Origin of the sequence: Streptomyces sp. Ru71, from assembly GCF_002920535.1 — a bacterium.
Taxonomy (GTDB): domain Bacteria; phylum Actinomycetota; class Actinomycetes; order Streptomycetales; family Streptomycetaceae; genus Streptomyces.
The window spans coordinates 124,803-150,858 of the sequence record NZ_PQSS01000002.1 but is presented as its reverse complement, the minus strand read 5'-3'; the positions used below and the strand labels follow the sequence as shown (position 1 = coordinate 150,858).

Genomic DNA, 26,056 nt, shown 5'->3' with positions numbered 1-26,056 from the left:
CGCCCGGCGGCGGTTGGCTTGTGCCATCGGGACCGAACGAGTGGGGCGGGAAGGGCAGATGACCACGGACGCGATCCAACTGACCTGTGTGAGCAGGAGATACGGCAGCACAGACGGCGGTGTGACGGCGCTGGACTCCGTGTCGCTGGCCTTCCGGCGCGGCACGTTCACCGCCGTGATGGGCCCGTCGGGCTCCGGCAAGTCGACGCTGCTGCAGTGCGCCGCCGGGCTCGACCGGCCCACCTCGGGCTCGGTCCGGCTCGGCGGGACGGAGCTGACCGGGCTGAGCGAGCGGAGGCTGACGCTGCTGCGGCGTGAGCGCGTCGGATTCGTCTTCCAGGCGTTCAATCTGCTGCCGTCCCTGACCGCCGCCCAGAACGTCGCCCTGCCGCTGCGCCTGGCCGGCCGCCGCCCCTCCGGGGCCCGCGTGCGGGAGGCGCTGGAGCAGGTCGGCCTCGGCTCGCGGGCCCGGCACCGGCCGTCGGAGCTGTCCGGCGGCCAGCAGCAGCGCGTCGCCCTGGCCCGCGCCCTGATCACGCGCCCCGAGGTGCTGTTCGGGGACGAGCCGACCGGCGCGCTGGACTCGCGCACCAGCCGTGAGGTGCTGCGGTTGCTGCGCGGCATGGTCGACGACGAGGGCCTGACCACCGTCATGGTCACGCACGACCCGGTGGCCGCCTCCTGTGCCGACCGGGTCGTGTTCCTGGTCGACGGGCGGGTGCACGGCGAGATGAGCGGGGCGTCGGCGGGGGACGTCGCCGCCCGGCTGGCGGACCTGGAGGCCGAGGCCGACCGGGGCACGGCGCACGCGCGCGTGGCTGCGGAGACCGACCAGGGTGCCCGGCACACGCGTGTGCGGGAGGCCGACCACCGTGCCGCGCACGCGCGCGTGCGGGAGGCGTTCCCGTGCTGACTCTCGCCCTGCGCACCGTCCGCACCCGCTGGGTGTCCTTCGCCGGCAGCTTTCTCGCCCTCTGTCTCGGCACGGCGCTGCTGACGGTGATGGGGCTCGCCCTGGCCGCCACGCTCGACGCGCCGCCGCACCGCCCGGAGCGCTTCGCCGCCGCGCCCGTCGTGGTCCGGGGCCAGGACACCCTGCGGGTCGAGACCCCGGCCGGCGTGCGCACCCGGCCGCTCACCCGGCCGCGCGAGGTGCCCCCGGCCACGGTGGCCGCGCTGCGCGCGGTGGGCGACGTCGTCGTCGACCGGTCCTTCGCGGTGGATGTCGCGGGCGGGCCGGGCGATCTGGTGGGCCACCCCTGGCCGGTCGCCCGCTTCGCGCCGTACCGGCTGACCGCCGGGCGCGCGCCCCGCGCCGCCGACGAGGTGGTCGCCGCCGACGACTGGACGGCGGTGGGCCGACGGCTGCGCAGTGACCGCGGCACGCTGCGGGTGGTCGGCACGGTCCGCGCCACGGCGGCCGAGAACCCGGTGTTCTTCACCGACGCGCGTGCCGCCCGGCTCGCCCCCCGTGTCGTCCAGCTGGTCGTCGACGCCGGCCCCTCGGCCGTACGGCGGGCCGTGGCCGCGGCGGACGTGCGGGTGCTGACCGGTGACGCGCGAGGGCTCGCGGACCCCGATCCCGGGCGGGACGCTCGGGCGCTGACGGCGCTGAACGCCCTGTTCGGCACGGCCGGTGGCGTCAGCGGCTTCGTCTCGGTCCTGGTCGTGGCGTCCACCTTCGCGTTCACGGTGGCCCAGCGCGGGCGGGAGTTCGGCCTGCTGCGCGCCGCGGGCGCGACACCGGGTCAGGTGCGGCGCACGGTGCTGGCGGAGGCGCTGCTCGTGGGCACGGCGGCCTCGGCGGCGGGTTGCGCGCTCGGCGCGTACGGGGCGCCGCCGCTCGTCGCTGGCGTGGTGGACGGCGGCCTGGCGCCCGGCTGGTTCGCCCCCGCCGATCCGCCCTGGCACGCGTGGCCGTATCAACTGGCGTTCTGGGCGGGCCTGCTGGTCGCGCTCGGCGGGGCTGCCGCCGCGTCCTGGCGGGCGGGGCGGATCGCGCCGACGCGGGCGCTGCGCGAGGCGTCGGTGGACAGCCGCACCCTGACCTGGGGGCGCCGGGTGTGCGGTACGGCCCTGCTGCTGACCGCCGCCGGGACGCTCGCCCACACCCTGCTGACCGACCCGGCCGACCTGCTGCACCGCAAGACCTACGTCAGCCGCCCCCTGTTGCTGACCGGGGCGCTCGCGCTGCTCTCCCCCGCGCTGCTGCGGTCGGCGGTGCGTCTGCTGGCCTGGCTGCCCGCCAGGCTTCCGGGCGCGCTGGGGATGCTGGCCCGGGAGAACACCGCGACGAGTGGGCGCCGTACGGCCGCCGTCGCCGCCCCGGTGCTGGCCACGGTCGCCCTGACGGGCTGTCTGCTCGGCACACCGGCGGCGCTTCAGCAGGCGCGGGCGGCGGAGGCGGGGGCGCGGACGGTGGCCGACTTCACGGTGGTGCCGCGGGGGCACGCGCTCGTGGCCGGCGCGGCGGTGGACGACTCCGGCGGGATCGGTACGGCGGTGGTGGCCCGGCTGCGGTCGGTTCCCGGCGCCGACGTCTCCCCCGTGCGCGGCACGGCCGTCCACGTCCTGGAGGACGGCGTCGCGCTCGTCACCTTCGACGCCCGTGCCGCCGGCCCCCGTCTGCTGGCCGCGACCGTACGGCTGCCCGTGACCGCCGGACGGATCTCCGACCTGGACGATGCGTCGATCGTCGTGAACGAGGAGTGGGCCGAGCACACCGTCGGCCACCGTGTCACCGTCCGGCTCGGCGACGGCACCCGCCGGACGCTGCGCGTCGCCGCCGTCCTGGCCACCGGCACCGGCGACAACGGCGTGTGGGTCACCCCGGCCAACGCCCCCGGCGCCGGGGTGGAACGGATCGACGTACGGGTGCGGTCCGGCGCGGACCCGGCCGCGGTCGCGGCGGCGCTGCGCACGGCGGTACGCCCCGGGGACGGCGTACGGGTCCTCACACGCGCGCAGTGGCTGCGCGAGTCCCGGCCCGGGACGAACGCCACCACCCGGCTCGGTCTGTTCCTGGTCCTCGGCATCGCCCTGCTCTACACGGGCCTGTCGCTCGCCAACACCCTGACCATGTCGACGTCCGGCCGGGCCGCGGAGTTCAGGGCACTGCGGCTGGCGGGTGCCACGCGGGCGCAGATCCTGCGGCTGACGGCACTGGAGTCGCTGACGGTGGTGGCGGCGGGCGCCCTGCTCGGGCTGCTGGTGACCTTCGTCACGGCGGCCGGTACGGGCGCCGCCCTGGCCCTGTTGTCCGCGCCGGCGCCGCTGGTGATCCCCTGGCCCGCGCTGGGCGCGGCGACGGCGGCGTGCGCGCTGCTCGCGGTGGTGCCGGCGACGGCCACGGCGGCGGTCGCGTCGCGCCGCTGAGACGAAGGGCCGGGACAAAGGCGAGAGCCCCGGCGATCGTGATGATCGCCGGGGCTCTCATTGCGTGGACCTGAGGGGATTTGAACCCCTGGCCCCCTCGATGCGAACGAGGTGCGCTACCGGACTGCGCCACAGGCCCTTGCAACGAGTGAAACTTTAGCATCCCCCACGGCGTGCTCGGAAATCCGCTCCCGGGCGGGTGGATGCCGGGCTCACTCGTTGGCCGCGCGCGGCCGGTCGCCGTCCTCGTACTGGTCGAAGAGGGGGGTGCGGCCGCGCTCGCGTGCCCGGCGTGCGGAGGCGGCACGGCGCGCGTCGCTGCGGCCGTCGGCGGCGTTCGGCCTGTCGTCCGCGCCGGGGGGCTCCTCCACCGCGACCGGCTGCTCGTCGGCCGGCTCCGGGATGACCGCGCTGGAGCGTGCCGAGCTCCACGCGTCCGGTGCGCCCAGGTCGACGTCGGCCGTGGCGCGCGGGGCGACCGGCGCGGTGACGTAGGTCGGCAGGGGCACCGGTACCGGGTCCCAGCTGTCGCCGTGGCCGGGGCGCCGCTGCCGTTCGCGCTGCTGGTCGACCCACTCGGCGTGGTCGGTCTGCTCCACCAGGGCCCGCCGGTCGGCGGCGAGCGCCGACAGCCCGGTGTCGGTCACCACGTCGTGGGCTTCGTCCGGCTCCTCGGCGTCGGCGTGCGCACCGGTGTCGACGGGGGTGCGCCGGCGCGGCTGGCGCTCGCGCAGTCGCTGTGCGGCGGCCTCGGCCCGGCGGCGGTCCATGTGGTAGGCGAAGCGGCGGCGCTCCTGCCGGCGCAGGTAGACGATGTACGCGCTGAGCATCACGGCGGGCACGCCGGGCGCCCACAGGAACGCCAGCCCGCCGACGGCGGCGACGACCGCGCCCAGCGTGAACGCCAGGAACAGCATCACGGTGGTGCGCCGGCGCCGGGCGAGCACCTTCGAGCGCCGGGCGCGCGCGGCGGCCGCCTGCGCGGAGGGCGCGGAGGACGCGGACGGAGCGGAGGGCGCACGCCGGGCTTCCGGCACCCGCGCTTCGGGCACCCGGCCGCGCGCCGGCTCGGGCGCGGGCTCGTGCACCGGCTCACTCACCGGCTCGGACTCCGGTACGTCGTGCTCGTACGCCTGCGCCTGGGCCGCCGCGTGGGTGTGCGGTCGGGTCGGAGGCACGGCGAAGGCCCGGACGTCCACCGAGTCGGTGACGGCGTCCGGGTCGGCGAAGTCGGGCTCCCCCTCGTCGGTGGAGCGCGCCCGCAGGTCCTTGGCGTACCGGCGCTCCATGCCCGCTCGTCCGGACAGCAACCGGATGGCGGTGCTGAAGCGTTCCGTCGGACGGGCCTCGTTCAGCTCGTCCTGCCTACGGAGCCACATGGGCACCAAGTAGGCGGCCCAGGCCCCGACGATGACTGCGTAGATGAGGCCGCTGCTGCTCACGTCTCACACGGTAGAGGGGTTTGCGTGAGGCCATCCGCCAATTGGGCCGGTGTGTCGCACGATCTGGCTGATATTCCGAACTTTTTTTGTGATCGGCGCGATCAGCGGGCCGCTTCATCCCGGAATTCACCGCCCCGAGATGGTCACAGGCCGATCAATTTCGAACACTTATTCAATTTCCCGGAGTGACGGCTCCGACTAGCCGTGATTCCGGGGCGTGTTCTGCGTGCTGTGCGACGAGCCGTTCTGGGTGCGGGTGCGCCGCCAGCGGGCCAGAAGTCCCTCCGGCACCTCCTCGGCGGTCAGCGCGAAGACGAGATGGTCGCGCCAGGCGCCGTCGATGTGCAGATAGCGGGGCCGCAGCCCCTCCTCGCGGAATCCGAGTTTCTCCACCACCCGGCGGCTCGGCCCGTTCTCCGGGCGAATGCACACCTCGATGCGGTGCAGACCCACCGTGCGGAAACAGTGGTCCACCGCGAGCGCCACGGCCGTCGGCATCACCCCGCGCCCCGCCACGGCCTGGTCCACCCAGTAGCCGACGTGCCCCGAGCACATCGACCCCCAGGTGATCCCGGCCACGGTCAACTGCCCGACCAGCTGCCCCCGGTACTCGACGACGAACGGCAGCATCCGGCCCGCGCGCGCCTCGCGGCGCAGATGCCGGACCATCTGGCGGTAGGTCGGCCGGTGCGCGATCGGCCCGGTCGGCGTGGGCGGCGGAATGGTCGCCTCCCACGGCCGCAGCCAGTCCCGGTTGCGCCGGTTGACCTCGCGCCAGGCCCGCTGGTCGCGCATCTTTATGGGCCGCAGGACCACATCGCCCTCGGCCAGCACCACGGGCCAGGATGAGCCGTTCAGCTCGCACCCCCACTGCCGGCGCCGGGTCTGGGGTGGTCGCCGCCGCGGATCTGGTCGACGGCGTGCACCAGCAGCGGCTCCAGCACGGCCAGGCCGTCCTTCACACCACCCGTGGAACCCGGCAGGTTGACGATCAGGGTCCGCCCGGCGACACCGGCCAGGCCGCGGGAGAGCACCGCCGTCGGCACCTTGTCCCGGCCGTGGGCGCGGATCGCCTCCGCGATGCCCGGCACCTCGTGGTCGATCACCGCACGGGTGGCCTCCGGCGTGCGGTCGGTGGGCGAGATGCCGGTGCCGCCGGTGGTGACGATCACGTCGTAGCCGTCCTCGGCGCCGGCCCGCAGCGCGTCCCGCACCGGGTCGCCGTCGGGCACCACCCGCGGGCCGTCGACGTCGAAGCCGAAGCGCTTGAGGCCGTCGGCGACCAGGGGGCCGCCCCGGTCCTCGTAGACACCCGCGGCGGCCCGGTTGGAGGCCGTGACGACCAGGGCCCGGTAGCTCATGCCCGGCTCCAGTCGCCCGACTTGCCGCCCGTCTTCTCCTCCACCCGCACGTCCGTGATGACCGCTCCCTTGTCGACCGCCTTGACCATGTCGATCACGGTGAGCGCGGCGACAGAGACCGCGGTGAGAGCCTCCATCTCGACGCCCGTGCGGTCCGTCGTCTTCACCGTGGCCAGGATCTCCACGGCGTCGTCCGCGACCGACAGGTCCAGTTTCACACCGGAGAGGGCGAGCGGGTGGCACAGCGGGATCAGGTCCGGGGTGCGCTTGGCGCCCATGATGCCCGCGATCCGCGCGGTGGCCAGCGCGTCGCCCTTGGGCACCCCCTCGCCGCGCAGCAGCTCGACCACGCGGGGAGAGACGAGGACGCGGCCGCTGGCGCGGGCGGTGCGCGCGGTCACGTCCTTCCCGGACACGTCGACCATGCGGGCGGCGCCCGCGTCGTCGATGTGCGTCAGGCGGTCCTGCACAGGGGTGCCGGGGGTCTCCCCCCGGTTGGGCACAGTCATGGTGGTGGCGCTCCCGGTCCGGGCCCGGCGCGCTGCGGCGCACGGGCCTGTTTGCGCGACACGGTACCGCCAACCGGGAGCGGTCAGCCGAGCAGGACGACCTCTACCTCGTCGCCGGACGCCACCGACTCCACGTCCTCGGGTACGACGATCAGCGCGTCGGCCTGCGCCAGGGCCGCGATCAGATGCGAGCCGGTCCCGCCCACCGGGCTGACCGTGCCGTCGGCGTAGGCGCCGCGCAGGAACTGCCGGCGGCCCTTCGGCGAGGTCAGCGGCCGCTCGGCGGACAGCGTCGCCCTGGCCGTCGGCCGGTGCACATCGGGAAGGCCCATCAGGGTGCGGATCGCCGGGCGCACGAACAGCTCGAAGGAGACGTACGACGACACCGGGTTGCCCGGCAGGGCGAGCAGCGGGGTGTGGTCGGGTCCGATGGAGCCGAAGCCCTGCGGCTTGCCGGGCTGCATGGCCAGCTTGCGGAACTCCACGCCGCCGCCCGGCTCGTCCTCGTCGCCGATGTGCGACAGCGCCTCCTTGACCACGTCGTACGCGCCGACGCTCACCCCGCCCGTGGTGACCATCAGGTCGGCGCGCACGAGCTGGTCGTCGATGGTGGAGCGCAGCGTCTCGGCGTCGTCGGCGACGGCGCCCACCCGGTAGGCGATGGCGCCGGCGTCGCGCGCGGCGGCGGTGAGGGCGAAGCTGTTGGAGTCGTAGATCTGACCCGACGCCAGTTCCTCGCCGGGCTGGACGAGTTCACTGCCGGTGGAGAGCACGACCACGCGGGGGCGCGGGCGCACCCTGACCGTGCCGCGGCCGATCGCGGCGAGCAGGGCGATCTGCGGCGGGCCGAGCACGGTGCCGGCCACGAGGGCGCGGTCGCCGGCCTTGACGTCGCTGCCGGCGGCGCGCACGTGCGCGCGTGCCTCGGCGGGCCGGTACACGCGCACGTGCCCCTCGGCGCCCTGCGGGGCCAGCGCCCGCGCGCGCATGCCGCTGACGGGGCCCTCGCCGAGCCCGCCGTCGGTCCACTCCACGGGGACGACCGTCTCGGCGCCGGGCGGCAGCGGGGCGCCGGTCATGATGCGGGCGGCCTGGCCGGGGCCCACCGGCAGCAGGTCGGCCTGGCCCGCGGCGACGTCCCCGACGACCTCCAGGACCGCCGGGAACTCCTCGCTCGCGCCCGCGACGTCCGCGACCCGCACCGCGTAGCCGTCCATCGAGCTGTTGTCGAACGGCGGCAGGGACACCGGCACCGTGACGTCCTCGACCAGGACGCAGCCCTGGGCGTCGAGGAGCTGCAGCTCGATCGGTTCCAGCGGGCGGACGGTGGTCAGGACGTCCTGAAGGTGCTCGTCCACCGACCACAGGCGGTCGGGGCCCGGGGTGCGGGACGCGGCATCGCTCAAGGTGGCTACATCTCCTCGCTGACGTAACTGCGCAGCCAGGTCCGGAAGTCCGGGCCCAGGTCCTCACGTTCGCACGCGAGTCGGACAATGGCCCGCAGATAGTCGCCCCGGTCGCCGGTGTCGTAGCGGCGGCCCTTGAAGACGACGCCGTGCACCGGGCCGCCCACCTTCTCGTCCTCGGCGAGCTGCTGCAGGGCGTCGGTGAGCTGGATCTCGCCGCCGCGGCCGGGCTCGGTCTTGCGCAGTATGTCGAAGACGGCCGGGTCGAGGACGTAGCGGCCGATGACGGCGTAGTTCGACGGGGCGTCGGCCGGGTCGGGCTTCTCGACCAGGCCGGTCACCTTGACCACGTCGCCGTCCTCGGTGTTCTCCACCGCGGCGCACCCGTAGAGGTGGACCTGCTCGGGCGCGACCTCCATGAGGGCGATCACGCTGCCGCCGTGCTGCTCCTGGACCTCGATCATCCGCTGCAGCAGCGGGTCGCGCGGGTCGATCAGGTCGTCGCCGAGGAGCACGGCGAACGGCTCGTGGCCCACGTGCGGGGCCGCGCACAGGACGGCGTGACCCAGGCCCCTGGGGTCGCCCTGGCGCACGTAGTGCATGGTCGCCAGGTCGCTGGACTCCTGCACCTTGCCGAGCCGTTCGGTGTCGCCCTTCTTCTCCAGGGCGGATTCGAGCTCGTAGTTGCGGTCGAAGTGGTCCTCCAGCGGGCGCTTGTTGCGGCCCGTGATCATCAGGACGTCGTCGAGGCCCGCGGAGACGGCCTCCTCGACCACATACTGGATCGCCGGCTTGTCGACCACCGGCAGCATCTCCTTGGGAGTGGCCTTGGTGGCCGGCAGGAACCGGGTACCGAGGCCCGCCGCGGGGATGACAGCCTTGTTGATCCTGGGGTGCGACTGGGTCATGCCCGCCACCTTAACCGGTGTGCGAGACGGTCCCCGCGACTCCCGGACATCGGCGCTCATATGAGCACAAGAGAACGGTACGGGAGCGACAAGTGGGCGAAAAAGGGCCGGATGTGGAGCCGGACAAGCGTGCGGTACGACGGCGGTTCCTGGCCGCGCGCACCGCGCTGACCCCGGCCGATGTGACAAAGGCCGCGTCCGCCTTCGCCGAACGGGCGGGGGAACTGCCCGAGCTGGCGCACGCGCGAACGGTGGCGGCGTACGTCTCCATGGGCGGCGAGCCGGGCACGCTCCCGCTGCTGGACGCGCTGCGCGCGCGGGGCGTACGCGTCCTGCTGCCCGTGCTGCTGGACGACAACGACCTGGACTGGGGCGAGTACACCGGCCCCGACTCCCTCACCACGGTGCAACATGGCGGAAAGATGGCCCTGTTGGAGCCCGCCGGCGAGCGGCTGGGCCCGCAGGCGGTGACCACCGCCGACGTGGTGCTGCTGCCCGGGGTCGCGGTCGACGCGCGCGGGATGCGCCTGGGGCGCGGCGGAGGCTCGTACGACCGGGTGCTCGCGCGGCTGGAGCGCGCGGGTGCCCGTCCCGCGCTGGTGGTGCTGCTCTACGACACCGAGGTCGTCCCGCGCGTCCCGGTGGAGCCGCACGACCGGCCGGTGCACGCGGTGGTGACGCCGTCCGGGGTGCGCCGCTTCCGCGCATGACGAGGGCCCTCCACGCGCGCGTGGAGGGCCCTGCGGGATCGTTCAGCGGGTCACGGCTTCAGCACGAGCGTGTCGCTGGTGCTGTCGTCCACGGCCGTCTGTGAGAACGACCACGGCAGCAGTTCGCCCTTGGCCCACTTGTCCGTCTGATCGGTGTAGTGGGCGCTGAAGGCGTGGCCCGAGGCGCCGGAGAGGTTGATCCACTTCGACTTGTCGAGGTTGTCGAGGTTGACCACCATCCGCATCGACGGCACCCAGACGACGCCGTAGCCGCCGGCGGCGTTCCAGCCGGAGGCGTTGACCGCCGCCTCACCGCCGCTGAGCTTCCACGGGCCGCGGTTGAGGACGTACTTGAGGATGCCGGGGCCCTCGGTGCCGAGCGTCTGGTTCTTCAGGAACAGCCGGTGCAGCCGGCCCCAGCTCCAGGTGTCGATGTCCTTGCCGAGCTTGGCGGTCAGCTCCCAGCGGGCGTCGATCATGGCCCGCTTGAACAGCTCGTCGCGGTTGTGCGCCGCGGGGCGCGTGCCCGAGCGGGGCGTCTTCCACCAGTCGCTGTCCGGCTTGTCCATCAGCGTGCGCACCACCTCGAACCAGCGGTCGCCGCCGTCCGGCTGCGCCTGGTCGGCGTCGCGCTGCCCGCACTCACGGACCTTGGAGGTGTCGTCGGCCGGTCCGGTGGTGTTGACCGGGTCCACCCACAGGCACTGGCCCTCGACCCGCAGCTCCTTGGGCAGCTTGTTGCCGAAGGCCAGCTTGAGGACGTTGCGCCACACGGCGTTGAAGTAGGCGGCGGCCGCCGAGTCGGCGTCCTGGGTGTAGTCCCAGCCCTCCAGCAGCTCCTGCGCCTGGCGGACGTCCGTGTCGCCGACGTCGATCTTCAGCAGGTTCGGCACGAGCAGCTTGGCGATCTCGCTGCTGTTGTCGAGCTGCATCTGGCGCATGTCGTCGGTGGAGATCTTGCCGCCGCCCTTGATCTTGGACTCGATCAGGTCGGCGATGCGCTGGCTGCGGGTGCCGTAAGCCCAGTCGGTGGTCAGCGTGTAGGGGTACTCGTCCGGGTCGACGACGGCCTGGTTGGCGGTGACGATGTAGCCCCGGTCGGGGTTGTGCTCGTAGGGCAGCTCGTCGAAATCGAGGTAGCCGGTCCAGCGGTACTTCGGGTCCCAGCCCGGCGCCGGGATCGAGCCGTCGCCCTTGCCGCGGGTGGGGATCTTGCCGGGCAGCTGGTAGCCGATGTCGCCCTTGGCGCCCTTGTTGTCGGCGTAGATCAGGTTCTGCGAGGGGACGTCGAACAGCTTCGCCGCGTCGCGGAAGTCGTTCCAGTTCGTGGCCCTGTCCATGGCGAACACGGCGTCCATGGAGGTGCCGGGCTGCAGCGCGGTCCACTTCAGGGCGATGGCGTAGCCGTCGCCGCGGTCGGGCGCCGCGGTGTCGACGGTGGCCTTCTTGCCGACGTTCACCAGTTCGTCGTCGCGGTCGGACAGCAGGGGCATGCCGTCCTGGGTCTGCCGGACGACGATCTTCTTGGACTCGCCGCCGGCGACCTGGATGGTCTCCTCGCGCGTGACGAACGGCCGGACCTTGCCGTCGTACAGGTAGCCGTCGCCGGTGACCTTCTCCAGGTAGAGGTCGCTGACGTCGACGCCGGAGTTGGTCATGCCCCAGGCGATGTCCTTGTTGTGGCCGATGACCACGCCGGGCATGCCCGCGAAGGTGTAGCCGGTGACGTCGTACTGGCAGGTGCTGGAGACGCTGCGGCAGTGCAGGCCCATCTGGTACCAGACGGACGGCAGCGAGGCCGACAGGTGCGGGTCGTTGGCGAGCAGCGGCTTGCCGGTGATGGTGTGGGCGCCGCCGACGACCCAGGAGTTGGAGCCGATGCCGTTGCCGTTGACGCCGACGGCCGTGGGGACGTCGTCGAGGACCTTGTAGAGGCCGGCGAGCTGGCTCTGCAGGCCGGCGCCGGACGAGGTGCCGGTACCCGTGCCGGTGCCAGTGCCCGTACCAGTGCCCGTGCCGGTGCCGCCGCTCAGCGAAGACCCGGAGCCGCCGGATCCACCGGAGCTGCCGGAGCCGCCGCCCTGTTCGAAGGACTTGGTCAGCTCGTCGTACTGGCCCTCCTGGACGATCGCCTTGTGGCGGTCGTAGGGGTACCGCGGGTAGAGGTCGGCGATCTGCTGGGGGCCGAGCCGGCTGGTCATCAGGGCACGGTCGATCTCGTCCTGCATGTTGCCGCGCAGGTCCCAGGCCATCGCCTTCAGCCAGGCCACCGAGTCCACCGGCGTCCACCGCGCCGGCTTGTAGTCGTTGCTGAAGCCGAGCGCCGCGTACTCCAGCGAGATGTCCTTGTTGTCCTTGCCGGCCAGGTAGGCGTTGACGCCCTTGGCGTAGGCCTGGAGGTACTTCTTGGTCGAGGCCGACAGCTTGGTCTCGTACTCCTGCCTGGCCACGCGGTCCCAGCCCAGGGTGCGCAGGAAGGCGTCGTTGTCCACCTGGCTCTTGCCGAACATCTCCGACAGGCGCCCGGAGGTCATGTGCCGGCGCACGTCCATCTCGTAGAACCGGTCCTGGGCCTGGACGAAGCCCTGCGCCATGAACAGGTCCTCGTCGGAGGACGCGTAGATCTGCGGGATGCCGTAGCCGTCGCGCTTGACGTCGACGGGTCCGGACAGGCCCTTGAGGGTGATCGAGCCCTTGGTCTGCGGGAAGGACGCCCGGACCGTACTGACGGACCAGTAGCCGCCCCAGCCGATGCCGCCGATGACCGCCAGCACCAGGACGAGCACGACCAGACGGGCTTTTCGCCCCTTCTTCCTGCCGGACTTGCCGGGCTTGTCACCCGTTGTGGCGGTGGTGTTGGGGGGCATCGCTGTCCTTGCTGTCCTTCGCGAGCGGCAGGTTCGGCTGTGCTTTTAACTGAGCGCTGGAGCAACCATAGGCGCAGGGCCCGTCGGCCCTTGACGCGGAGTCCGCAACCAGCCGGGGCGGGCGTTCGATCTTGCCTCGGCGAGCGTCAAGAAATCGTCAAGAGTTAGGTAAGGTAACGAAGTAATCGGAAGATCTCGAACATCTCGGAGAGGAACCGGCCGCTGACTGTCAACCACCTCAACCAGCTCCTGCTCGTCTGCTCGCTCGTCCTGCTCGTCGCCGTGGCAGCGGTCCGGATCTCCTCGCGGAGCGGACTGCCGAGCCTGCTCGTCTACCTGGGCATCGGCATCCTCATGGGCCAGGACGGCATCGGGCACATCCACTTCAACAGCGCCGAGATGACCCAGGTCATCGGCTACGCCGCCCTGGTCGTCATCCTGGCCGAGGGCGGTCTCGGCACGAAGTGGAAGGAGATCAAACCGGTCCTGCCCGCCGCCTCCGCGCTGGCGCTGGCCGGGGTCGCGGTGAGTGTGGGCGTGACGGCCGCGGGTGCGCACTACCTGGTGGACCTGCAGTGGCGGCAGGCGCTGATCATCGGCGCGGTGGTGTCCTCGACGGACGCGGCGGCGGTCTTCTCCGTCCTGCGCAAGATCCCCCTCCCGGCGCGCGTGACGGGCACGCTGGAGGCCGAGTCCGGGTTCAACGACGCACCCGTCGTCATCCTGGTCGTCGCCTTCTCCACGGCCGGTCCGGTCGAGCACTGGTATCTGCTGCTGGGCGAGATAGCCCAGGAGCTGGCCATCGGCGCCGCCATCGGACTGGCGATCGGCTGGGCCGGCTCCTGGGGCCTGAAGCACGTCGCCCTGCCCGCCTCCGGCCTCTACCCGATCGCCGTCATGGCCATCTCCGTCACGGCGTACGCGGCCGGCGCGCTGGCGCACGGCAGCGGCTTCCTCGCCGTCTACCTCGCCTCGATGGTGATCGGCAACGCCAAGCTGCCGCACTGGCCCGCCACCCGCGGCTTCGCCGAGGGCCTCGGCTGGATCGCCCAGATCGGGATGTTCGTCCTGCTCGGCCTCCTGGTCACCCCGCACGAGCTGGGCGACGACGTGTGGCCCGCGCTGGTCATCGGGCTCGTGCTGACCATGCTGGCCCGCCCGCTGAGCGTCGTCGCGTGCCTCACACCGTTCCGGGTGCCCTGGCGGGAGCAGACCCTGATGTCCTGGGCCGGTCTGCGCGGCGCCGTGCCCATCATCCTGGCGACCATCCCCATGGTGAACGGCGTCCAGGGCAGCCGGCGCGTGTTCAACATCGTCTTCGTGCTGGTCGTCGTCTACACCCTGCTCCAGGGCCCGACCCTGCCCTGGCTCGCCCGCACCCTGCGCCTGGGCGACCGCACGGAGACCGCCGACCTCGGCATCGAGTCCGCGCCCCTGGAGCGGCTGCGCGGCCATCTGCTGTCCGTGGACGTCCCCGAGGGCTCGCGGATGCACGGCGTCGAGGTCAACGAGCTGCGCCTGCCGCAGGGGGCGGCGGTCACCCTGGTGGTGCGCGAGGGCAAGTCCTTCGTGCCGCTGCCCTCGACGGTGCTGCGCCGCGGCGACGAGCTCCTCGTCGTCACCACCGACCCGGTGCGCGACGCGGCGGAACGCCGGCTGCGCGCGGTCGCCCGCGGCGGCAAGCTGGCCGGATGGCTGGGCACGGAGAGTGAGGGACGCTGACCACGGCGTGGTCCGATTTCCGGCACCCCGGCCAATCCCAGGTGAACACTTGGGCGGTGCTCGTATTCACAGGGCTTTCCCGCGGGATCCCTGTACGATGAAGGCGCACCCCTGATCGAACCAACTCTGCCTGACGCAGAGCTGGCGCGACCGTATGGCGGCCGTGCAGCCCCTCACCGAGGGCCCCGGCATCTACCGCAGTCCGCGCAAGAGGACAGCTCTCGGCGCACGGCCCCTTACCAGGGCGCCGCGCTACCAGGCGGCAGAAAGGCACGGGCCGTGGCGTCCACGGTCACCTCGGAGAAGACGAAGGCGGCGACTCCCGCCCGCCCTGGATACGGGCAACTGCTGCGCACCCGCGGCGCCTGGACCTTCCTGCTCCCCGGCTTCGCGGCACGCCAGCCGTTCGCGATGCTCACCCTCTCCATCGTGCTGCTCGTGCAGCACACCACCGGCTCCTACGGCGCGGCCGGCGCCGCGGCGGCCGTCACCGGCGTGTCGATGGCGCTGTTCGCCCCGTACAGCGGCCGTCTCGCCGACCGCTACGGCCAGCGCGCCGTCCTGCTGCCCGGCGTGATCGTGCACGCGCTGTCCGGGCTCACCCTGACCGCGCTCGCCCTCGCGCACGCCCCGCTGTGGGCACTGTTCGTGGCGGCGGTGCCGACGGGCGCCTCGGTGCCGCAGATCGGGCCCATGGTCCGCGCCCGCTGGGGCGTGAAGCTCAAGGGCTCCCCGCTGATGAGCACCGCCGCGGCCTTCGAGTCCGTCACCGACGAGCTGACCTTCGTCGTCGGCCCGCTGCTGGCGACCGCCCTGTGCACCACCGTGGCGCCCGCCGCCGGTCTGATCACCGAGGCCGCGCTGACGCTGGTCGGCGGTCTGCTCTTCGCCGCGCAGAAGAGCACCCAGCCCCAGGTCCACTCCGCCGACGCCCACGCGCGCGTGGAGCGCACCTCCGCGCTGCGCGTCCCCGGCGTGCGCGTGCTGATCGTGACGTTTCTGGGCATCGGCTCCGTCTTCGGCGGCATGCAGGTGTCGCTGGCCGCGTTCACCGAGTCCATCGGCGAGCCCGGCCTGAACGGTGTGCTCTACGGCGTCTTCGCGGCGGGCAACATGATCTCCGGGCTCGTCTGCGGCGCCGTCGCCTGGAAGGTCGCCCCGCAGCGCCGCCTGGTCGTCGGCTACGCCGCCCTGGCACTGGTCGCCTCCGCCCTGTGGACCGCCCACTCCACGCTCCTGCTGGCCGGCCTCGGCCTGCTGGTCGGCATGTGCATCGCGCCCGCCCTGATCACCGGCTACACCCTGGTCGAGGGCCTGGTGCCGGCCGGTGCGCGCACCGAGGCGTTCACCTGGCTGACCGGCGCGGTCGCGCTCGGCCAGGCCGCCGCCGTCACGGTCGCCGGACAGCTGGAGGACCGGCTGTGGGGCGGCGCCGGTTTCCTGGTCCCGATGGGCGGCACGGTGCTCGCCCTGGTGACCCTGCTGGCGCTGCGCTCCCGGCTGGTGGCGCACCCCCGGGGCCGTACCGTCGCGCGTGGCGTGGGTCACCGCGTGCCGGTGACAGTGGACTGACGCTCGGGAATACGTCAGTATGGATCGTCGTTAGCACTCATTGAGTGAGAGTGCCAGGAGGAAGACAGTGCCCACCTACCAGTACCAGTGCACCGAGTGCGGCGAGGGCCTTGAGGCGGTGCAGAAGTTCACCGACGACGCCCTGACCGAGTGCCCCAGCTGCAAGGGCCGCCTCAAGAAGGTGTTCTCCGCGGTCGGCATCGTCTTCAAGGGTTCCGGCTTCTACCGCAACGACAGCCGCGGCTCCTCGTCGAGCAGCTCGCCGGCGTCGTCGAAGTCGTCCTCTTCCACGTCGAGCACGTCCTCGTCGTCGTCCTCGTCCTCCTCGGACGCGGGGTCGAGCTCCTCGTCGAGCAGCTCCACCAGCTCCTCGGCCGCCTGAGACTCACTTTTCCCGGGACCCTGCCGTCGCCCGACGGCGGGGTCCTCGGCGTGTGCCCGGCCGGTTAGGGTGCGGGCATGGCGAACAACGCGAACGCCGAGATCGGCGTGATCGGCGGCTCCGGTTTCTACTCGTTCCTGGACGAGGTGACCGAGATCCAGGTGGACACCCCCTACGGTGCGCCCAGCGACTCCCTCTTCCTCGGCGAGATCGCCGGCCGCCGGGTCGCGTTCCTGCCCCGCCACGGCCGGGGTCACCATCTGCCGCCGCACCGCATCAACTACCGGGCCAACCTGTGGGCGCTGCGCTCGCTCGGGGTGCGCCAGGTCCTCGGGCCGTGCGCGGTGGGCGGGCTGCGGCCCGAGTACGGGCCGGGCACGCTGCTGGTGCCGGACCAGCTCGTGGACCGCACGAAGTCCCGGGTGGGCACGTACTTCGACGGGCTGCCGCTGCCCGACGGCACGGTGCCGAACGTCGTGCACGTGTCCCTGGCCGACCCCTACTGCCCCACCGGGCGCGCGGCCGCGCTGAAGGCGGCCCGGGGGCGGGACTGGGAGCCCGTGGACGGCGGGACGCTCGTCGTGGTCGAGGGGCCGCGCTTCTCGACGCGTGCGGAATCGTTGTGGCACCAGGCGCAGGGCTGGTCCGTGGTCGGCATGACCGGCCACCCGGAGGCGGCGCTGGCCCGCGAGCTGGAGCTCTGCTACACCTCGATGACCCTGGTCACCGACCTCGACGCCGGGGCGGAGACCGGTGAGGGCGTCTCCCACGACGAGGTGCTGCGGGTGTTCGCGGCGAACGTGGACCGGCTGCGGGGGGTGCTGTTCGACGCGGTGGCCGCGCTGCCCTCGAACGGGGAGCGGGACTGCCTGTGCACCTCGGCGCTGGGAGGGATGGACCCGGGGTTCGAGCTGCCGTGACGGGGGTGTCGATCCGTTCGTGACGGGGGTGGAGGCTTCCGTGACGAGAGTGTGGAACCGTCCGTGACGGGGGCGTGGAACCTTCCGTTCGAGTGAGGGAGTTGTCCACAGCCCGTCGGTTGTCCACGGGCGTCGGCGGGCCCCGGCGCGAGGCCTCATCGTGGGTCTCGCAAGCGATGTCCTCGCCAGCGGGTGGTGATCCCTGTGTCCGTTTCCTTCGCCCCTTCCTTCCCGGGACCTTCGTCCTCCTCACCGTCGGACGGCGTGCCGCCCACCCGCGAGGTGCCGCGGTTCGCGCCGGTGCGGGTGCGCGGTGTGCGTCTGCTGGCGCACCGGCTGGCCCGGCACCGCAGGCGGGCCGTCGCCGCCGGGCTGGCCGTCACCGCGGCCGCGCTGGTGGCGGCGGGGCCGCGGGAGACGGCCGACAGGGGCCGCGGGCACCCACCGGGACGCCCGTTGGCACACCCGGCGGCACCTTCGCCTGTGCGCGGCGGTGCGGGGGCCGGGACGGTGGCGGCACCGGTGCGGATCGCCGACGCCGGCACGGTCCGCCTGCTGCGGCCGGGGGACCGGGTCGACGTCATCGCCGCCGAGGACGCCACGAGCGGCGGCGACGCCCGCGTGGTGGCCCGTGGGGCCCGGGTGGCCCGGCTGCCCGGGGCGGCGGACGACACGGCGGACGGCGGCGCCCTGGTCGTCCTGTCGGTGCCGCGCGCCACGGCGGCCCGGCTCGTCGGGGCGAGCGCCACGGCACGTCTGGCGGTGACGCTGTGCTGAACCCGGAGGTCAGCCGCCTGCGCTGTTTGTCAAGTAGCTCGATCGAGTTATCGGATTGGACACGCCTCCCTTGGCCTGTCGTAGGTTGCGGAGCGGTTTACTCCACATGCCGTAAGGACGAGGAAGGGCCCCGAGGTGAGCGAGAAGAAGGATCCGGGCGTCTGGGAGGGCTTCAAGGCCTTCCTGATGCGCGGCAACGTCGTCGATCTGGCAGTAGCGGTGGTCATCGGCGCCGCCTTCACCAACATCGTGAACTCGGTGGTGAAGGGCGTCATCAACCCGGTGGTCGGCGCGATCGGCACGCAGAGCCTGGACAACTACAGCTCCTGCCTGACCGGGACCTGCACCAAGGACGAGGGCATCCGCATCATGTGGGGCTCGGTCCTCGGCGCCGCGCTGAACTTCGTGATCACCGCCGCGGTGGTCTACTTCCTGATGGTCCTGCCGATGGCGAAGTACCTGGCCCGTCAGGCGGACCGCAAGGCGGCCCGGGAGGGCACGAAGGAGGTCGTCGAGGTGAGCGAGCTGGAGGTGCTCAAGGAGATCCGCGACACCCTGGTCGCGCAGCGGGGTGCCGGGCGCGGCGAGTAGCGGCGCACGGCCCGGCCGGCTCAGAGGTGGTGGGGCGGCTTCTCGTCGAGGAAGCGCTTCAGGTCGGCCGCGCTGTCGCCGGCCGTTCCCGGGCGCTCGCCCCACCCGCGGTCGGTGTCGTCCGAGGACTGCAGCTCGAACGGGTCGTCGAAGACCAGCGCGGCCTTCGGATCACGGGGCTCGGGGGCGGACTCGGTGCTCATGCCTCCAGGGTACGGGGCGGCGCCGGTCCGCTACGGCGCGGTGCCGACGCGGTACGGCGCGCTGCCGGTCCGGTACGGCGCGGCGCCGGTCCCAAGATTTTTGGCTCGTTATCTGCTGTGCTGGGAGGCATGACGTCGAGTTCCAGCCAGCCCCCGGCGCCTTCCGGCGTGCCCGCCCATCACCGGCCCCTGCGCAGGCTCACGTCGCGCGGGCGCGAGGAGGCCCATCGCGTCGCCTCACCGCTGGAGCTCTTCTTCGACCTGTGCTTCGTCGTGGCGATCTCCCAGGCCGGCGCCCAGCTGGTGCACTTCCTCGCCGAGGGGCACGCGGGCCAGGGCATCCTCAACTACGCGATGGTCTTCTTCGCCATCTGGTGGGCCTGGATGAACTTCTCCTGGTTCGCCTCCGCCTACGACAACGACGACGTGCTGTACCGGGTCGTCACCCTGGTGCAGATCGCCGGTGTCCTGGTGCTGGCGGCGGGGGTCTCCCGGGCCTTCGACGACCACGACTTCCTGGTCGTCTGGCTCGGCTATGTGATCATGCGGCTGGCGATGGCGGCGCAGTGGCTGCGCGCCGCGAGAGCGGCCGAGGGCGCCGAGCGCACCACCGCGCTGCGGTACGCCCTGGGCGTGCTGCTGTGCCAGATCGGCTGGTTGGGACTGGTCCTGCTGCCCGAGCCCGCGCGGCCCTGGCTGTTCCTGGTGATGGTGCTGGTGGAGCTGGCCGTGCCGGTGCTCGCCGAGAAGGACTTCGCCACGTCCTGGCACCCGCACCACATCGCCGAACGCTACGGCCTGTTCACCATCATCGTGCTCGGCGAGACGATCGCCGCGGCCACCGTCGCCGTGAAGACGGCCGTGGACGAGCACGACGCCCTCGGTGAGCTGCTGCCCATCGCGGCGGGCGGCCTGCTGATCGTGTTCGCCGCCTGGTGGATCTACTTCGTGGTGCCCATCCACGGCCGTCTGCGCTACGGCGGCCAGATCTTCCTGTGGGGCTACGGCCACTACCTGATCTTCGCCTCGGCGGCGGCGATCGGCGCGGGTCTTGAGGTGGCCGTGGAGCAGGCGGTCGGGTCGGCGCACATCTCCACCACGGCGGCGTCGGCCGCGGTGACCCTGCCGACGGCGCTGTACCTGCTCACCGTGTGGGCGCTGCACGCACGCCACTTCAAGGTGGGCATCGCGCAGCAGCTGGTGCTGCCGGTGACCGCGCTGCTGGTGATCTGCTGCACATTCCTGGGCGACTGGGCGGTGCTCGCGGCGGGGATCGTGTCGGGGACGGCGGTGGCGGTGGGGGTGACACTGACGGCACGGACGGCGGCCCGCAGAAGCGCGCAGAGAGCCGCTACGACGACGTGAGGGGCCTTGCGCCCTGCGTGCCGGGTCACACTGGGGCGTATGACAGTTGACTCTCTGACGGATGTCGCCGGGGTGCGGGTCGGACACGCGACGCGCCGTGGTGACGGGTGGCTGACGGGGACCACCGTCGTGCTCGCGCCCGAGGGGGGAGCCGTGGCCGCCGTGGACGTGCGCGGCGGCGGGCCGGGGACGAAGGAGACCGACGCGCTCGATCCGCGCAACCTCGTGCAGAAGGTCGACGCCGTGGTGCTCACCGGCGGCAGCGCGTACGGACTCGACGCCGCGTCCGGGGTCATGGCGTGGCTGGAGGAGCGGGGCCGCGGAGTGCGGGTGGGTCCCGATCCCGCGCATGTCGTGCCCGTGGTTCCGGCGGCGTGCGTCTTCGACCTCGGGCGCGGGGGTGACTTCCGGGCCCGGCCGGATGCCGCGCTGGGGCGGGCGGCGGTGGAGGCGGCCGCGGGCAGCGGGTTCGGGGCGGCGGTCGCACAGGGGTGTGTGGGGGCCGGTACGGGGGCGGCCGTCGGGCTGTTGAAGGGCGGGGTCGGGACGGCGAGCGCGGTGCTCGGCTCGGGGGTCACCGTGGGCGCGCTGGTGGTGGCGAACGCGGCCGGGGCGGTGGTGGATCCGTCGACGGGGGTGCTGTACGGGGAGTTGTTCCAGGGCGGGCGGGTGGAGTATCCGCCGGCGGGGGTGCACGAGGCCGCGCGGGCGCGTCTGGCCGAACTCGCCGCGGCGTCGGCGGCGCCGCCCCTCAACACGACGCTGGCCGTGGTCGCCACGGATGCGGAGCTGTCCAAGGCGCAGGCGCAGAAGCTGGCGGGTACGGCCCATGACGGCATCGCGCGGGCCGTGCGGCCGGTGCACCTGCTCAACGACGGGGACAGTGTCTTCGCCCTGGCGACGGGGGCGCGGGCGCTGGAGGCCGGCAACCCCCTTGCCCTGAACGAACTGCTGGCGGCGGCCGCGGACGTGGTGACCCGCGCGATCGTGAAGGCGGTGCGGGCCGCGGAGTCGGTGGACGGCCCGGGGGGCACCTGGCCGTCGTACGGGGAGCTGTACGGCTGAGGCAGCGCGGGACGGGTTCCGCCCCGAACGCCCTCCCCCGGCCCAGGAATTGTCGCAGTTCTGTCACGCACGCCCCTCCCCCGGCACCGCGGGGAACCGTGCCGGTCGTCCGATCACTCTTTCTTCACGTAATCGGAGTGGATCACGCACACCACATGAGGAGCAGCCCGTGACAACGCCGGACACAGCAGCGCGGCGCGTACTGGGGGCCTGTGCCGCCCTGATGGTCGGCGCCCTGACCCTCACCGCGTGCGGCGGGAACGCCAGCGCCGACAACAACGACGGCAAGAGCGGCGGCGGCGACACCAAGACCTCGGTCGCGAAGATCGCCATCTCCGCCAAGGACGGCTCGACCGGCGCCTCGATCAACACCACCGGAGTCAAGGTCAGCGACGGCAAGCTGACGGACGTGAAGATGACGGTGGCCGGCACCGGCCAGGCCGTGGCCGGTGAGATATCCGCCGACGGCAGCACCTGGAAACCCAAGGAGCAGCTGGAGCGCGGGACGAAGTACCAGATCTCCGCGACGGCGAAGGACTCCGACGGCCGGACGGCGGCCGCGAACTCCATCTTCACCACCGTCTCGTCGGCGAACAGCTTCATCGGGTCGTACACCCCGGACGACGGCACGACGGTGGGCGTCGGCATGCCGGTGTCGTTCACCTTCGACAAGGCGATCAGCGACAAGAAGGCCGTGCAGTCGCACATCACGGTCACCTCCAGCAGCGGCCAGCAGGTGGTCGGGCACTGGTTCGGGGCCCAGCGGCTCGACTTCCGCCCGCAGGACTACTGGAAGGCCGGCTCCAAGGTCACGATGAAGATCGACCTGGACGGCGTGCAGGGCGCGAACGGCGTCTTCGGCGTGCAGAAGAAGACGGTGACCTTCACCGTCGGGCGGTCGCAGGTCTCCACGGTGGACGTGAACACGCAGACCATGACCGTGGTGCGGGACGGCCAGACGGTGAAGTCGATCCCGATCTCCTCCGGCAGCCCGGACCACACCACCTACAACGGCACGATGGTGATCTCCGAGAAGTTCACCCAGACCCGGATGAACAGCCGGACGGTCGGGCTGGGCGGGGAGTACGACATCCCGGACGTGCCGCACGCGATGCGGCTGACGCAGTCGGGGACGTTCATCCACGGCAACTACTGGTACAACAAGGGCAATCCGCCTTTCGGGCGCGAGGGCACCAGCCACGGCTGCGTGGGCCTGGCGGATGTGCGGGGTGCCCAGGGCGACACTCAGGCGAAGTGGTTCTACGACCACTCGCTGCTCGGTGACGTGGTGATCGTCAAGAACTCCCCGGACAAGACCGTGGCCCCCGACAACGGGCTCAACGGCTGGAACATGACGTGGAGCGAGTGGGTCGCCGGCAGCGCCGTCTGACCAGTCGAAACGCCTGCTGAGCAAGGCCGCTGACGATCCGTCGGGCCGTGCGGGAACTTCCCGCACGGCCCGGCGCGTTTCCCGGGCGTACGTTTTCTCGGTTCCCGGACACGATGTCCGGCCGAGGGGCTACGGTATGCACCCACAAGGTGACATGCAGCAAGCGCGGGAGACCCCTTGAGCGTTCCGTACGAGACGGCAGCGTACGAACCACCCGAGTCGCCGGAGTCCCCGGAGGACCAGCTGGCGCGGCTCCTGGGCCGGGCCCTGAACTCCTTCGAGCTGCCCGACGAGGTGATACGTCGGCTGGAGTGCGCGCTGGCGTACGACAGCTCGCTGCACTCCGCGCACCACAGCGCGGGGCTGCACCGGGAGACCTACCGGCACACCTGGCTGCTGGCGGACGGCTCCGCGCTCACCTTGTGGGAGCTGGTCCACAACACCGCACCGGGCAGCGACCCGGACCACGAGGTGTACATCGACGAGGAGGAGCTGCGCGCGGCCACAGCCCGGCTGCCGCTGCCGTCGGACGGGACGGAGTTCGAGCTGCCGCTGCCGGCGCAGTGCGCGCCGGTGCCCCGTCCGCGCCATGTGTACGTCACCGACGGCTCGGCGGACCACGCGCGCCGGCTGCTGCGCCGCGCGGAGAACGCGGACCGCCCCGGCGGGGAGACGGCGGCCCTGCTGGCCACGGCGCGGGGGCACCGGATCACCCAGGCCTTCGGACGTCCCTGCCGGGCGGGCCGTATCGGCCTGTGCTTCTCGCTCTACGAGCACGCCTTCCTGCTGGGCGACGGCCGCGAGGTGGCCCTGTGGGAGGTCGAGCACACGGCGACGCCGGACGGGCGGCACATGTGCGAGGTGTACACGAGCGAGGAGGCGGCTCGGGAGGCGATGGAGCGGCGCGCGGCGAAGGTGTCCTGAGCGGCGTACCCCGCCCGCGCGGCCCTGTCGTCAGTGACCGCTGTCGAGCCGGCGTACCAGGCCCGCGAAGGCTTCCCGTTCGGCCGGGGTGAGTTCGACGGCCTCGCGGCGGGGGCCGGTCTCGCGCGGTCCGGGCATCGCGGGCAGGGCGGTGTCCTCACCCGGGGACGCGGGCCATGCCATGGCGGCCTCGGCCCGGAAGCGGCGCAGCATGCGGGTGACGCCGATCAGCCAGGCGACGCAGGCCAGGGTGAGGAAGGCCGCCCCCGCCGCTGGGAGGAACGAGAGGTGCTCGGGCATACGGTCCAGTACACAGCACGGTCCGGGACTTTGGCCCCGGACCGTGACGTATCTCGCATGTGGACCTATCCCGACAGCCATCGTGAACAAGTCACAGTGGCTGAAAGGGATATGTATGCCGCTCCTACGCGGCCACCGGCTGCTTGGAGCCCTCCGCGGGGAGCGTGCCGTCGGCCGGCTCCGGGGCCGTCGCGCCCGGGGCCGGCTTGCGCAGCCCCTTGAGGACGATGACCAGGGCGGTCGTGACACAGACGCCCGCGGCGATGGCGATCAGGTACAGCAGCGGGTTGCCGATCAGCGGGACCACGAAGATGCCGCCGTGCGGGGCGCGCAGGGTGGCGTCGAAGGCCATCGACAGGGAGCCGGTGATCGCGCCGCCGACCATCGCGGAGGGGATGACCCGCAGCGGGTCGGCCGCCGCGAACGGGATGGCGCCCTCGGAGATGAAGGACAGGCCCAGCACCCAGGCGGCCTTGCCGTTCTCGCGCTCGGTCTGGGTGAAGAGCTTGCCGCGCACGGTCGTGGCCAGGGCCATCGCCAGCGGCGGGACCATGCCGGCGGCCATCACCGCGGCCATGATCTTCATCGCGGAGTCGCTGGGGCTCGCGACGGCGATACCGGCGGTGGCGAAGGTGTAGGCGACCTTGTTGACCGGACCGCCGAGGTCGAAGCACATCATCAGGCCGAGCAGCGCACCGAGCAGGACGGCGTTGGTGCCGGTGAGGCCGTTCAGCCAGTCCGTCATGGCCTTCTGGGCGGAGGCGATGGGCTTGCCGATCACCACGAACATCAGGAACCCGACGATCGCCGAGGAGATCAGCGGGATCACCACCACCGGCATGATGCCGCGCAGCGCCGCGGGTATGCGCACCTTCTGGATCGACATCACCACCCCGCCGGCGATCAGACCGGCGGCCAGACCGCCGAGGAACCCGGCGTTGATGGTGAGGGAGATCGAGCCGCCGACGAAGCCGGGCACCAGGCCGGGCCGGTCCGCCATGCCGTAGGCGATGTACCCGGCCAGGACCGGGACGAGGAAGGCGAAGGCCACACCGCCGATCTGGAACAGCAGGGCGCCCCAGCTGTCGGCCTGGGTCCAGATGAAGTGGTCCATCACCGACGGCGCCTTGTTGATCTTGTAGCCGCCGATGGCGAAGCCCAGCGCGATGAGCAGACCGCCCGCCGCGACGAACGGGACCATGTAGCTGACACCGCTCATCAGCCACTTGCGCAGCTTGGTGCCGTAGCCCTCGCCCGTCTCGCCCGCGCGCTCGACCGGGGTGGCGCCCGAGGCGGGTGCCGCCGCGGTCGCCTCGCCGCGTGCCGCCTTCCCCCGGACCTCGGCGATCAGTTCGGCGGGGCGGTTGATGCCCGCCTTCACACCGACGTCGACGGTGGGCTTGCCGGCGAAGCGGTCCTTGTCGCGCACCGGCACGTCGTGGGCGAAGATCACGCCGTCCGCGTCCGCGATCACCGCCGGGTCGAGCCGGGTGAAGCCGGCCGAGCCCTGCGTCTCCACGACGAGCTCGACACCCGCCTCGCGGCCCGCGTTCTCCAGCGACTCGGCGGCCATGTAGGTGTGGGCGATACCGGTCGGGCAGGAGGTCACGGCGACGATCCGGAAGGGACGCTCACCGCGCTCACCGGACGGGGAGGTGGTGTCCGTGGCGGCGCCGGCGGAGGCCGCCACCGGCGTCGCCACGGAGTCTGAGGGGGCCTGCGCGGAGGCCGGTCCGGTGTCCGCGGAGGCGGCTTCCCCGTCCGCGGGGGCCGCTGCGCTGTCCGCGGAGGCCCGCTCGGCCTCGGCGTCGGCCGGGGTGATGTCCCCACGGATCAGCGCCGCCGCCGTGCCCGTCCCGGCCACCGACCGCAGCGCGCCCGTGAACTCGGCGTTCATCAGCTGCCGGGCCAGCGACGACAGGATCGTCAGATGGGCGTCGTCGGCGCCGGCCGGTGCGGCGATCAGGAAGATCAGGTCGGCGGGGCCGTCCGCGGCGCCGAAGTCGATGCCGGCGGCGCTGCGCCCGAAGGCCAGCGTCGGCTCGGTGACATGGGCGCTGCGGCAGTGCGGGATGCCGATGCCGCCGTCGAGGCCGGTCGGCATCTGCGCCTCGCGGGCGGCCACGTCGGCGAGGAAGCCGTCCAGGTCGGTCACCCGGCCCAGCGCCACCATGCGCTCGGCGAGGGCGCGGGCCGCCGCTTCCTTGGTCGTGGCGGACAGGTCGAGGTCGACCAGTTCCGCGGTGATCATGTCGCTCATCGCGGGC

At 72.6% G+C, this 26,056-nt stretch carries 23 protein-coding genes and 1 tRNA gene; 13 read left to right on the top strand and 11 right to left on the bottom strand.

The features are described 5' to 3' along the window. Window positions 1-58 precede the first annotated feature (58 nt). Window positions 59-913, top strand: coding sequence for an ABC transporter ATP-binding protein (locus C3489_RS01940; RefSeq protein WP_103779129.1), 855 nt, complete (start codon window positions 59-61; stop codon window positions 911-913). After that, window positions 907-3,375, top strand: a complete 2,469-nt coding sequence (locus C3489_RS01935) for an FtsX-like permease family protein (protein ID WP_103779127.1) — start codon at window positions 907-909, stop codon at window positions 3,373-3,375. Before C3489_RS01940 ends, C3489_RS01935 begins: the two co-directional genes overlap by 7 nt. A 65-nt stretch (window positions 3,376-3,440) precedes the next feature. Here C3489_RS01935 and C3489_RS01930 read toward each other — a convergent pair. The 7 genes from C3489_RS01930 to galU form a co-directional block, all read right to left on the bottom strand. Continuing rightward, window positions 3,441-3,514 (bottom strand) — tRNA-Ala (locus C3489_RS01930). 73 nt (window positions 3,515-3,587) lie between these two features. Beyond that, a complete protein-coding gene (glpR, locus tag C3489_RS01925) occupies window positions 3,588-4,817 on the bottom strand; it encodes a gephyrin-like molybdotransferase receptor GlpR (protein WP_103779126.1) in 1,230 nt (409 codons plus the stop codon). A gap of 198 nt (window positions 4,818-5,015) precedes the next feature. Further along, window positions 5,016-5,651 (bottom strand): GNAT family N-acetyltransferase, encoded by a 636-nt coding sequence (locus tag C3489_RS01920; protein ID WP_181139462.1) that lies wholly within the window; start codon window positions 5,649-5,651, stop codon window positions 5,016-5,018. Window positions 5,652-5,671: 20 nt separating this feature from the next. After that, window positions 5,672-6,178, bottom strand: coding sequence for a molybdenum cofactor biosynthesis protein B (locus C3489_RS01915; protein WP_103779123.1), 507 nt, complete (start codon window positions 6,176-6,178; stop codon window positions 5,672-5,674). After that, window positions 6,175-6,687, bottom strand: a complete 513-nt coding sequence (gene moaC, locus C3489_RS01910; protein WP_103779121.1) for a cyclic pyranopterin monophosphate synthase MoaC — start codon at window positions 6,685-6,687, stop codon at window positions 6,175-6,177. The genes C3489_RS01915 and moaC overlap by 4 nt, the downstream gene beginning before the upstream one ends. 83 nt (window positions 6,688-6,770) lie before the next feature. Continuing rightward, the gene (gene glp / locus C3489_RS01905; RefSeq protein WP_103779119.1) at window positions 6,771-8,093 is read right to left on the bottom strand and encodes a gephyrin-like molybdotransferase Glp; all 1,323 of its coding nucleotides are present in this window, start codon (window positions 8,091-8,093) and stop codon (window positions 6,771-6,773) included. Window positions 8,094-8,098: 5 nt separating this feature from the next. Continuing rightward, window positions 8,099-9,001 carry a UTP--glucose-1-phosphate uridylyltransferase GalU gene (gene galU / locus C3489_RS01900; RefSeq protein ID WP_103779117.1) on the bottom strand — a complete coding sequence of 301 codons (903 nt, stop codon included), beginning with the start codon at window positions 8,999-9,001 and terminating at the stop codon, window positions 8,099-8,101. A 92-nt stretch (window positions 9,002-9,093) separates the two neighbouring features. Between galU and C3489_RS01895 the strand changes: the two genes are divergently transcribed. After that, a complete protein-coding gene (locus C3489_RS01895) occupies window positions 9,094-9,711 on the top strand; it encodes a 5-formyltetrahydrofolate cyclo-ligase (RefSeq protein WP_103779115.1) in 618 nt (205 codons plus the stop codon). A 50-nt stretch (window positions 9,712-9,761) separates the two neighbouring features. Here the strand turns inward: C3489_RS01895 and C3489_RS01890 are convergent, their stop codons facing one another. Then, window positions 9,762-12,578, bottom strand: a complete 2,817-nt coding sequence (locus tag C3489_RS01890; RefSeq protein ID WP_103779113.1) for a penicillin acylase family protein — start codon at window positions 12,576-12,578, stop codon at window positions 9,762-9,764. Window positions 12,579-12,770: 192 nt separating this feature from the next. On the opposite strand from C3489_RS01890, the gene C3489_RS01885 reads away from it, so the two are divergent. The 6 genes from C3489_RS01885 (at window position 12,771) to mscL (ending at window position 18,542) form a co-directional block, all read left to right on the top strand. Further along, window positions 12,771-14,300, top strand: a complete 1,530-nt coding sequence (locus C3489_RS01885; protein ID WP_103779111.1) for a potassium/proton antiporter — start codon at window positions 12,771-12,773, stop codon at window positions 14,298-14,300. A 279-nt stretch (window positions 14,301-14,579) separates the two neighbouring features. Continuing rightward, entirely contained in the window at window positions 14,580-15,872 is a 1,293-nt protein-coding gene (locus C3489_RS01875) for an MFS transporter (protein ID WP_103779109.1), read from the top strand. A gap of 67 nt (window positions 15,873-15,939) precedes the next feature. Continuing rightward, complete coding sequence (locus C3489_RS01870; protein ID WP_103779107.1) at window positions 15,940-16,254, top strand: FmdB family zinc ribbon protein; 315 nt, start codon at window positions 15,940-15,942, stop codon at window positions 16,252-16,254. 77 nt (window positions 16,255-16,331) lie between these two features. Then, the gene (locus tag C3489_RS01865) at window positions 16,332-17,174 is read left to right on the top strand and encodes an S-methyl-5'-thioadenosine phosphorylase (RefSeq protein WP_103779105.1); all 843 of its coding nucleotides are present in this window, start codon (window positions 16,332-16,334) and stop codon (window positions 17,172-17,174) included. A 264-nt stretch (window positions 17,175-17,438) separates the two neighbouring features. Further along, on the top strand, window positions 17,439-17,951 hold the full coding sequence (locus C3489_RS01860; RefSeq protein ID WP_103779103.1) for a hypothetical protein: 513 nt from the start codon (window positions 17,439-17,441) through the stop codon (window positions 17,949-17,951). 135 nt (window positions 17,952-18,086) lie between these two features. Then, complete coding sequence (gene mscL, locus C3489_RS01855) at window positions 18,087-18,542, top strand: large conductance mechanosensitive channel protein MscL (protein ID WP_103779101.1); 456 nt, start codon at window positions 18,087-18,089, stop codon at window positions 18,540-18,542. 20 nt (window positions 18,543-18,562) lie between these two features. Here mscL and C3489_RS01850 read toward each other — a convergent pair whose 3' ends face one another. Next, complete coding sequence (locus C3489_RS01850) at window positions 18,563-18,745, bottom strand: hypothetical protein (protein ID WP_103779099.1); 183 nt, start codon at window positions 18,743-18,745, stop codon at window positions 18,563-18,565. Window positions 18,746-18,874: 129 nt separating this feature from the next. Between C3489_RS01850 and C3489_RS01845 the strand changes: the two genes are divergently transcribed. From C3489_RS01845 to C3489_RS01830, 4 genes are all read left to right on the top strand, one after another. Continuing rightward, on the top strand, window positions 18,875-20,110 hold the full coding sequence (locus C3489_RS01845) for a low temperature requirement protein A (protein WP_103779097.1): 1,236 nt from the start codon (window positions 18,875-18,877) through the stop codon (window positions 20,108-20,110). 39 nt (window positions 20,111-20,149) lie between these two features. Further along, window positions 20,150-21,175, top strand: coding sequence for a P1 family peptidase (locus tag C3489_RS01840; protein ID WP_103779095.1), 1,026 nt, complete (start codon window positions 20,150-20,152; stop codon window positions 21,173-21,175). 169 nt (window positions 21,176-21,344) lie between these two features. After that, window positions 21,345-22,565 (top strand): Ig-like domain-containing protein, encoded by a 1,221-nt coding sequence (locus tag C3489_RS01835; RefSeq protein WP_103779093.1) that lies wholly within the window; start codon window positions 21,345-21,347, stop codon window positions 22,563-22,565. A gap of 177 nt (window positions 22,566-22,742) precedes the next feature. After that, a complete protein-coding gene (locus C3489_RS01830; RefSeq protein ID WP_103779091.1) occupies window positions 22,743-23,489 on the top strand; it encodes a DUF6227 family protein in 747 nt (248 codons plus the stop codon). 30 nt (window positions 23,490-23,519) lie between these two features. On the opposite strand, the gene C3489_RS01825 is transcribed toward C3489_RS01830, so the two are convergent. Further along, the gene (locus C3489_RS01825; RefSeq protein ID WP_103779089.1) at window positions 23,520-23,789 is read right to left on the bottom strand and encodes a hypothetical protein; all 270 of its coding nucleotides are present in this window, start codon (window positions 23,787-23,789) and stop codon (window positions 23,520-23,522) included. Window positions 23,790-23,913: 124 nt separating this feature from the next. After that, complete coding sequence (locus C3489_RS01820) at window positions 23,914-26,049, bottom strand: fructose-specific PTS transporter subunit EIIC (RefSeq protein ID WP_103779087.1); 2,136 nt, start codon at window positions 26,047-26,049, stop codon at window positions 23,914-23,916. Between the last annotated feature and the right edge of the window lie 7 nt (window positions 26,050-26,056).

Excerpts from the sequence above, each read along its gene's own strand:
- C3489_RS01890 (WP_103779113.1), bottom strand. The coding sequence starts at position 12,578 with ATGCCCCCCAACACCACCGCCACAACGGGTGACAAGCCCGGCAAGTCC.
- C3489_RS01845 (WP_103779097.1), top strand. The coding sequence starts at position 18,875 with ATGACGTCGAGTTCCAGCCAGCCCCCGGCGCCTTCCGGCGTGCCCGCC.
- C3489_RS01915 (WP_103779123.1), bottom strand. The coding sequence starts at position 6,178 with ATGAGCTACCGGGCCCTGGTCGTCACGGCCTCCAACCGGGCCGCCGCG.
- galU (WP_103779117.1), bottom strand. The coding sequence starts at position 9,001 with ATGACCCAGTCGCACCCCAGGATCAACAAGGCTGTCATCCCCGCGGCG.
- C3489_RS01850 (WP_103779099.1), bottom strand. The coding sequence starts at position 18,745 with ATGAGCACCGAGTCCGCCCCCGAGCCCCGTGATCCGAAGGCCGCGCTG.
- C3489_RS01940 (WP_103779129.1), top strand. The coding sequence starts at position 59 with ATGACCACGGACGCGATCCAACTGACCTGTGTGAGCAGGAGATACGGC.
- C3489_RS01865 (WP_103779105.1), top strand. The coding sequence starts at position 16,332 with ATGGCGAACAACGCGAACGCCGAGATCGGCGTGATCGGCGGCTCCGGT.
- moaC (WP_103779121.1), bottom strand. The coding sequence starts at position 6,687 with ATGACTGTGCCCAACCGGGGGGAGACCCCCGGCACCCCTGTGCAGGAC.
- C3489_RS01820 (WP_103779087.1), bottom strand. The coding sequence starts at position 26,049 with ATGAGCGACATGATCACCGCGGAACTGGTCGACCTCGACCTGTCCGCC.
- C3489_RS01825 (WP_103779089.1), bottom strand. The coding sequence starts at position 23,789 with ATGCCCGAGCACCTCTCGTTCCTCCCAGCGGCGGGGGCGGCCTTCCTC.
- C3489_RS01840 (WP_103779095.1), top strand. The coding sequence starts at position 20,150 with ATGACAGTTGACTCTCTGACGGATGTCGCCGGGGTGCGGGTCGGACAC.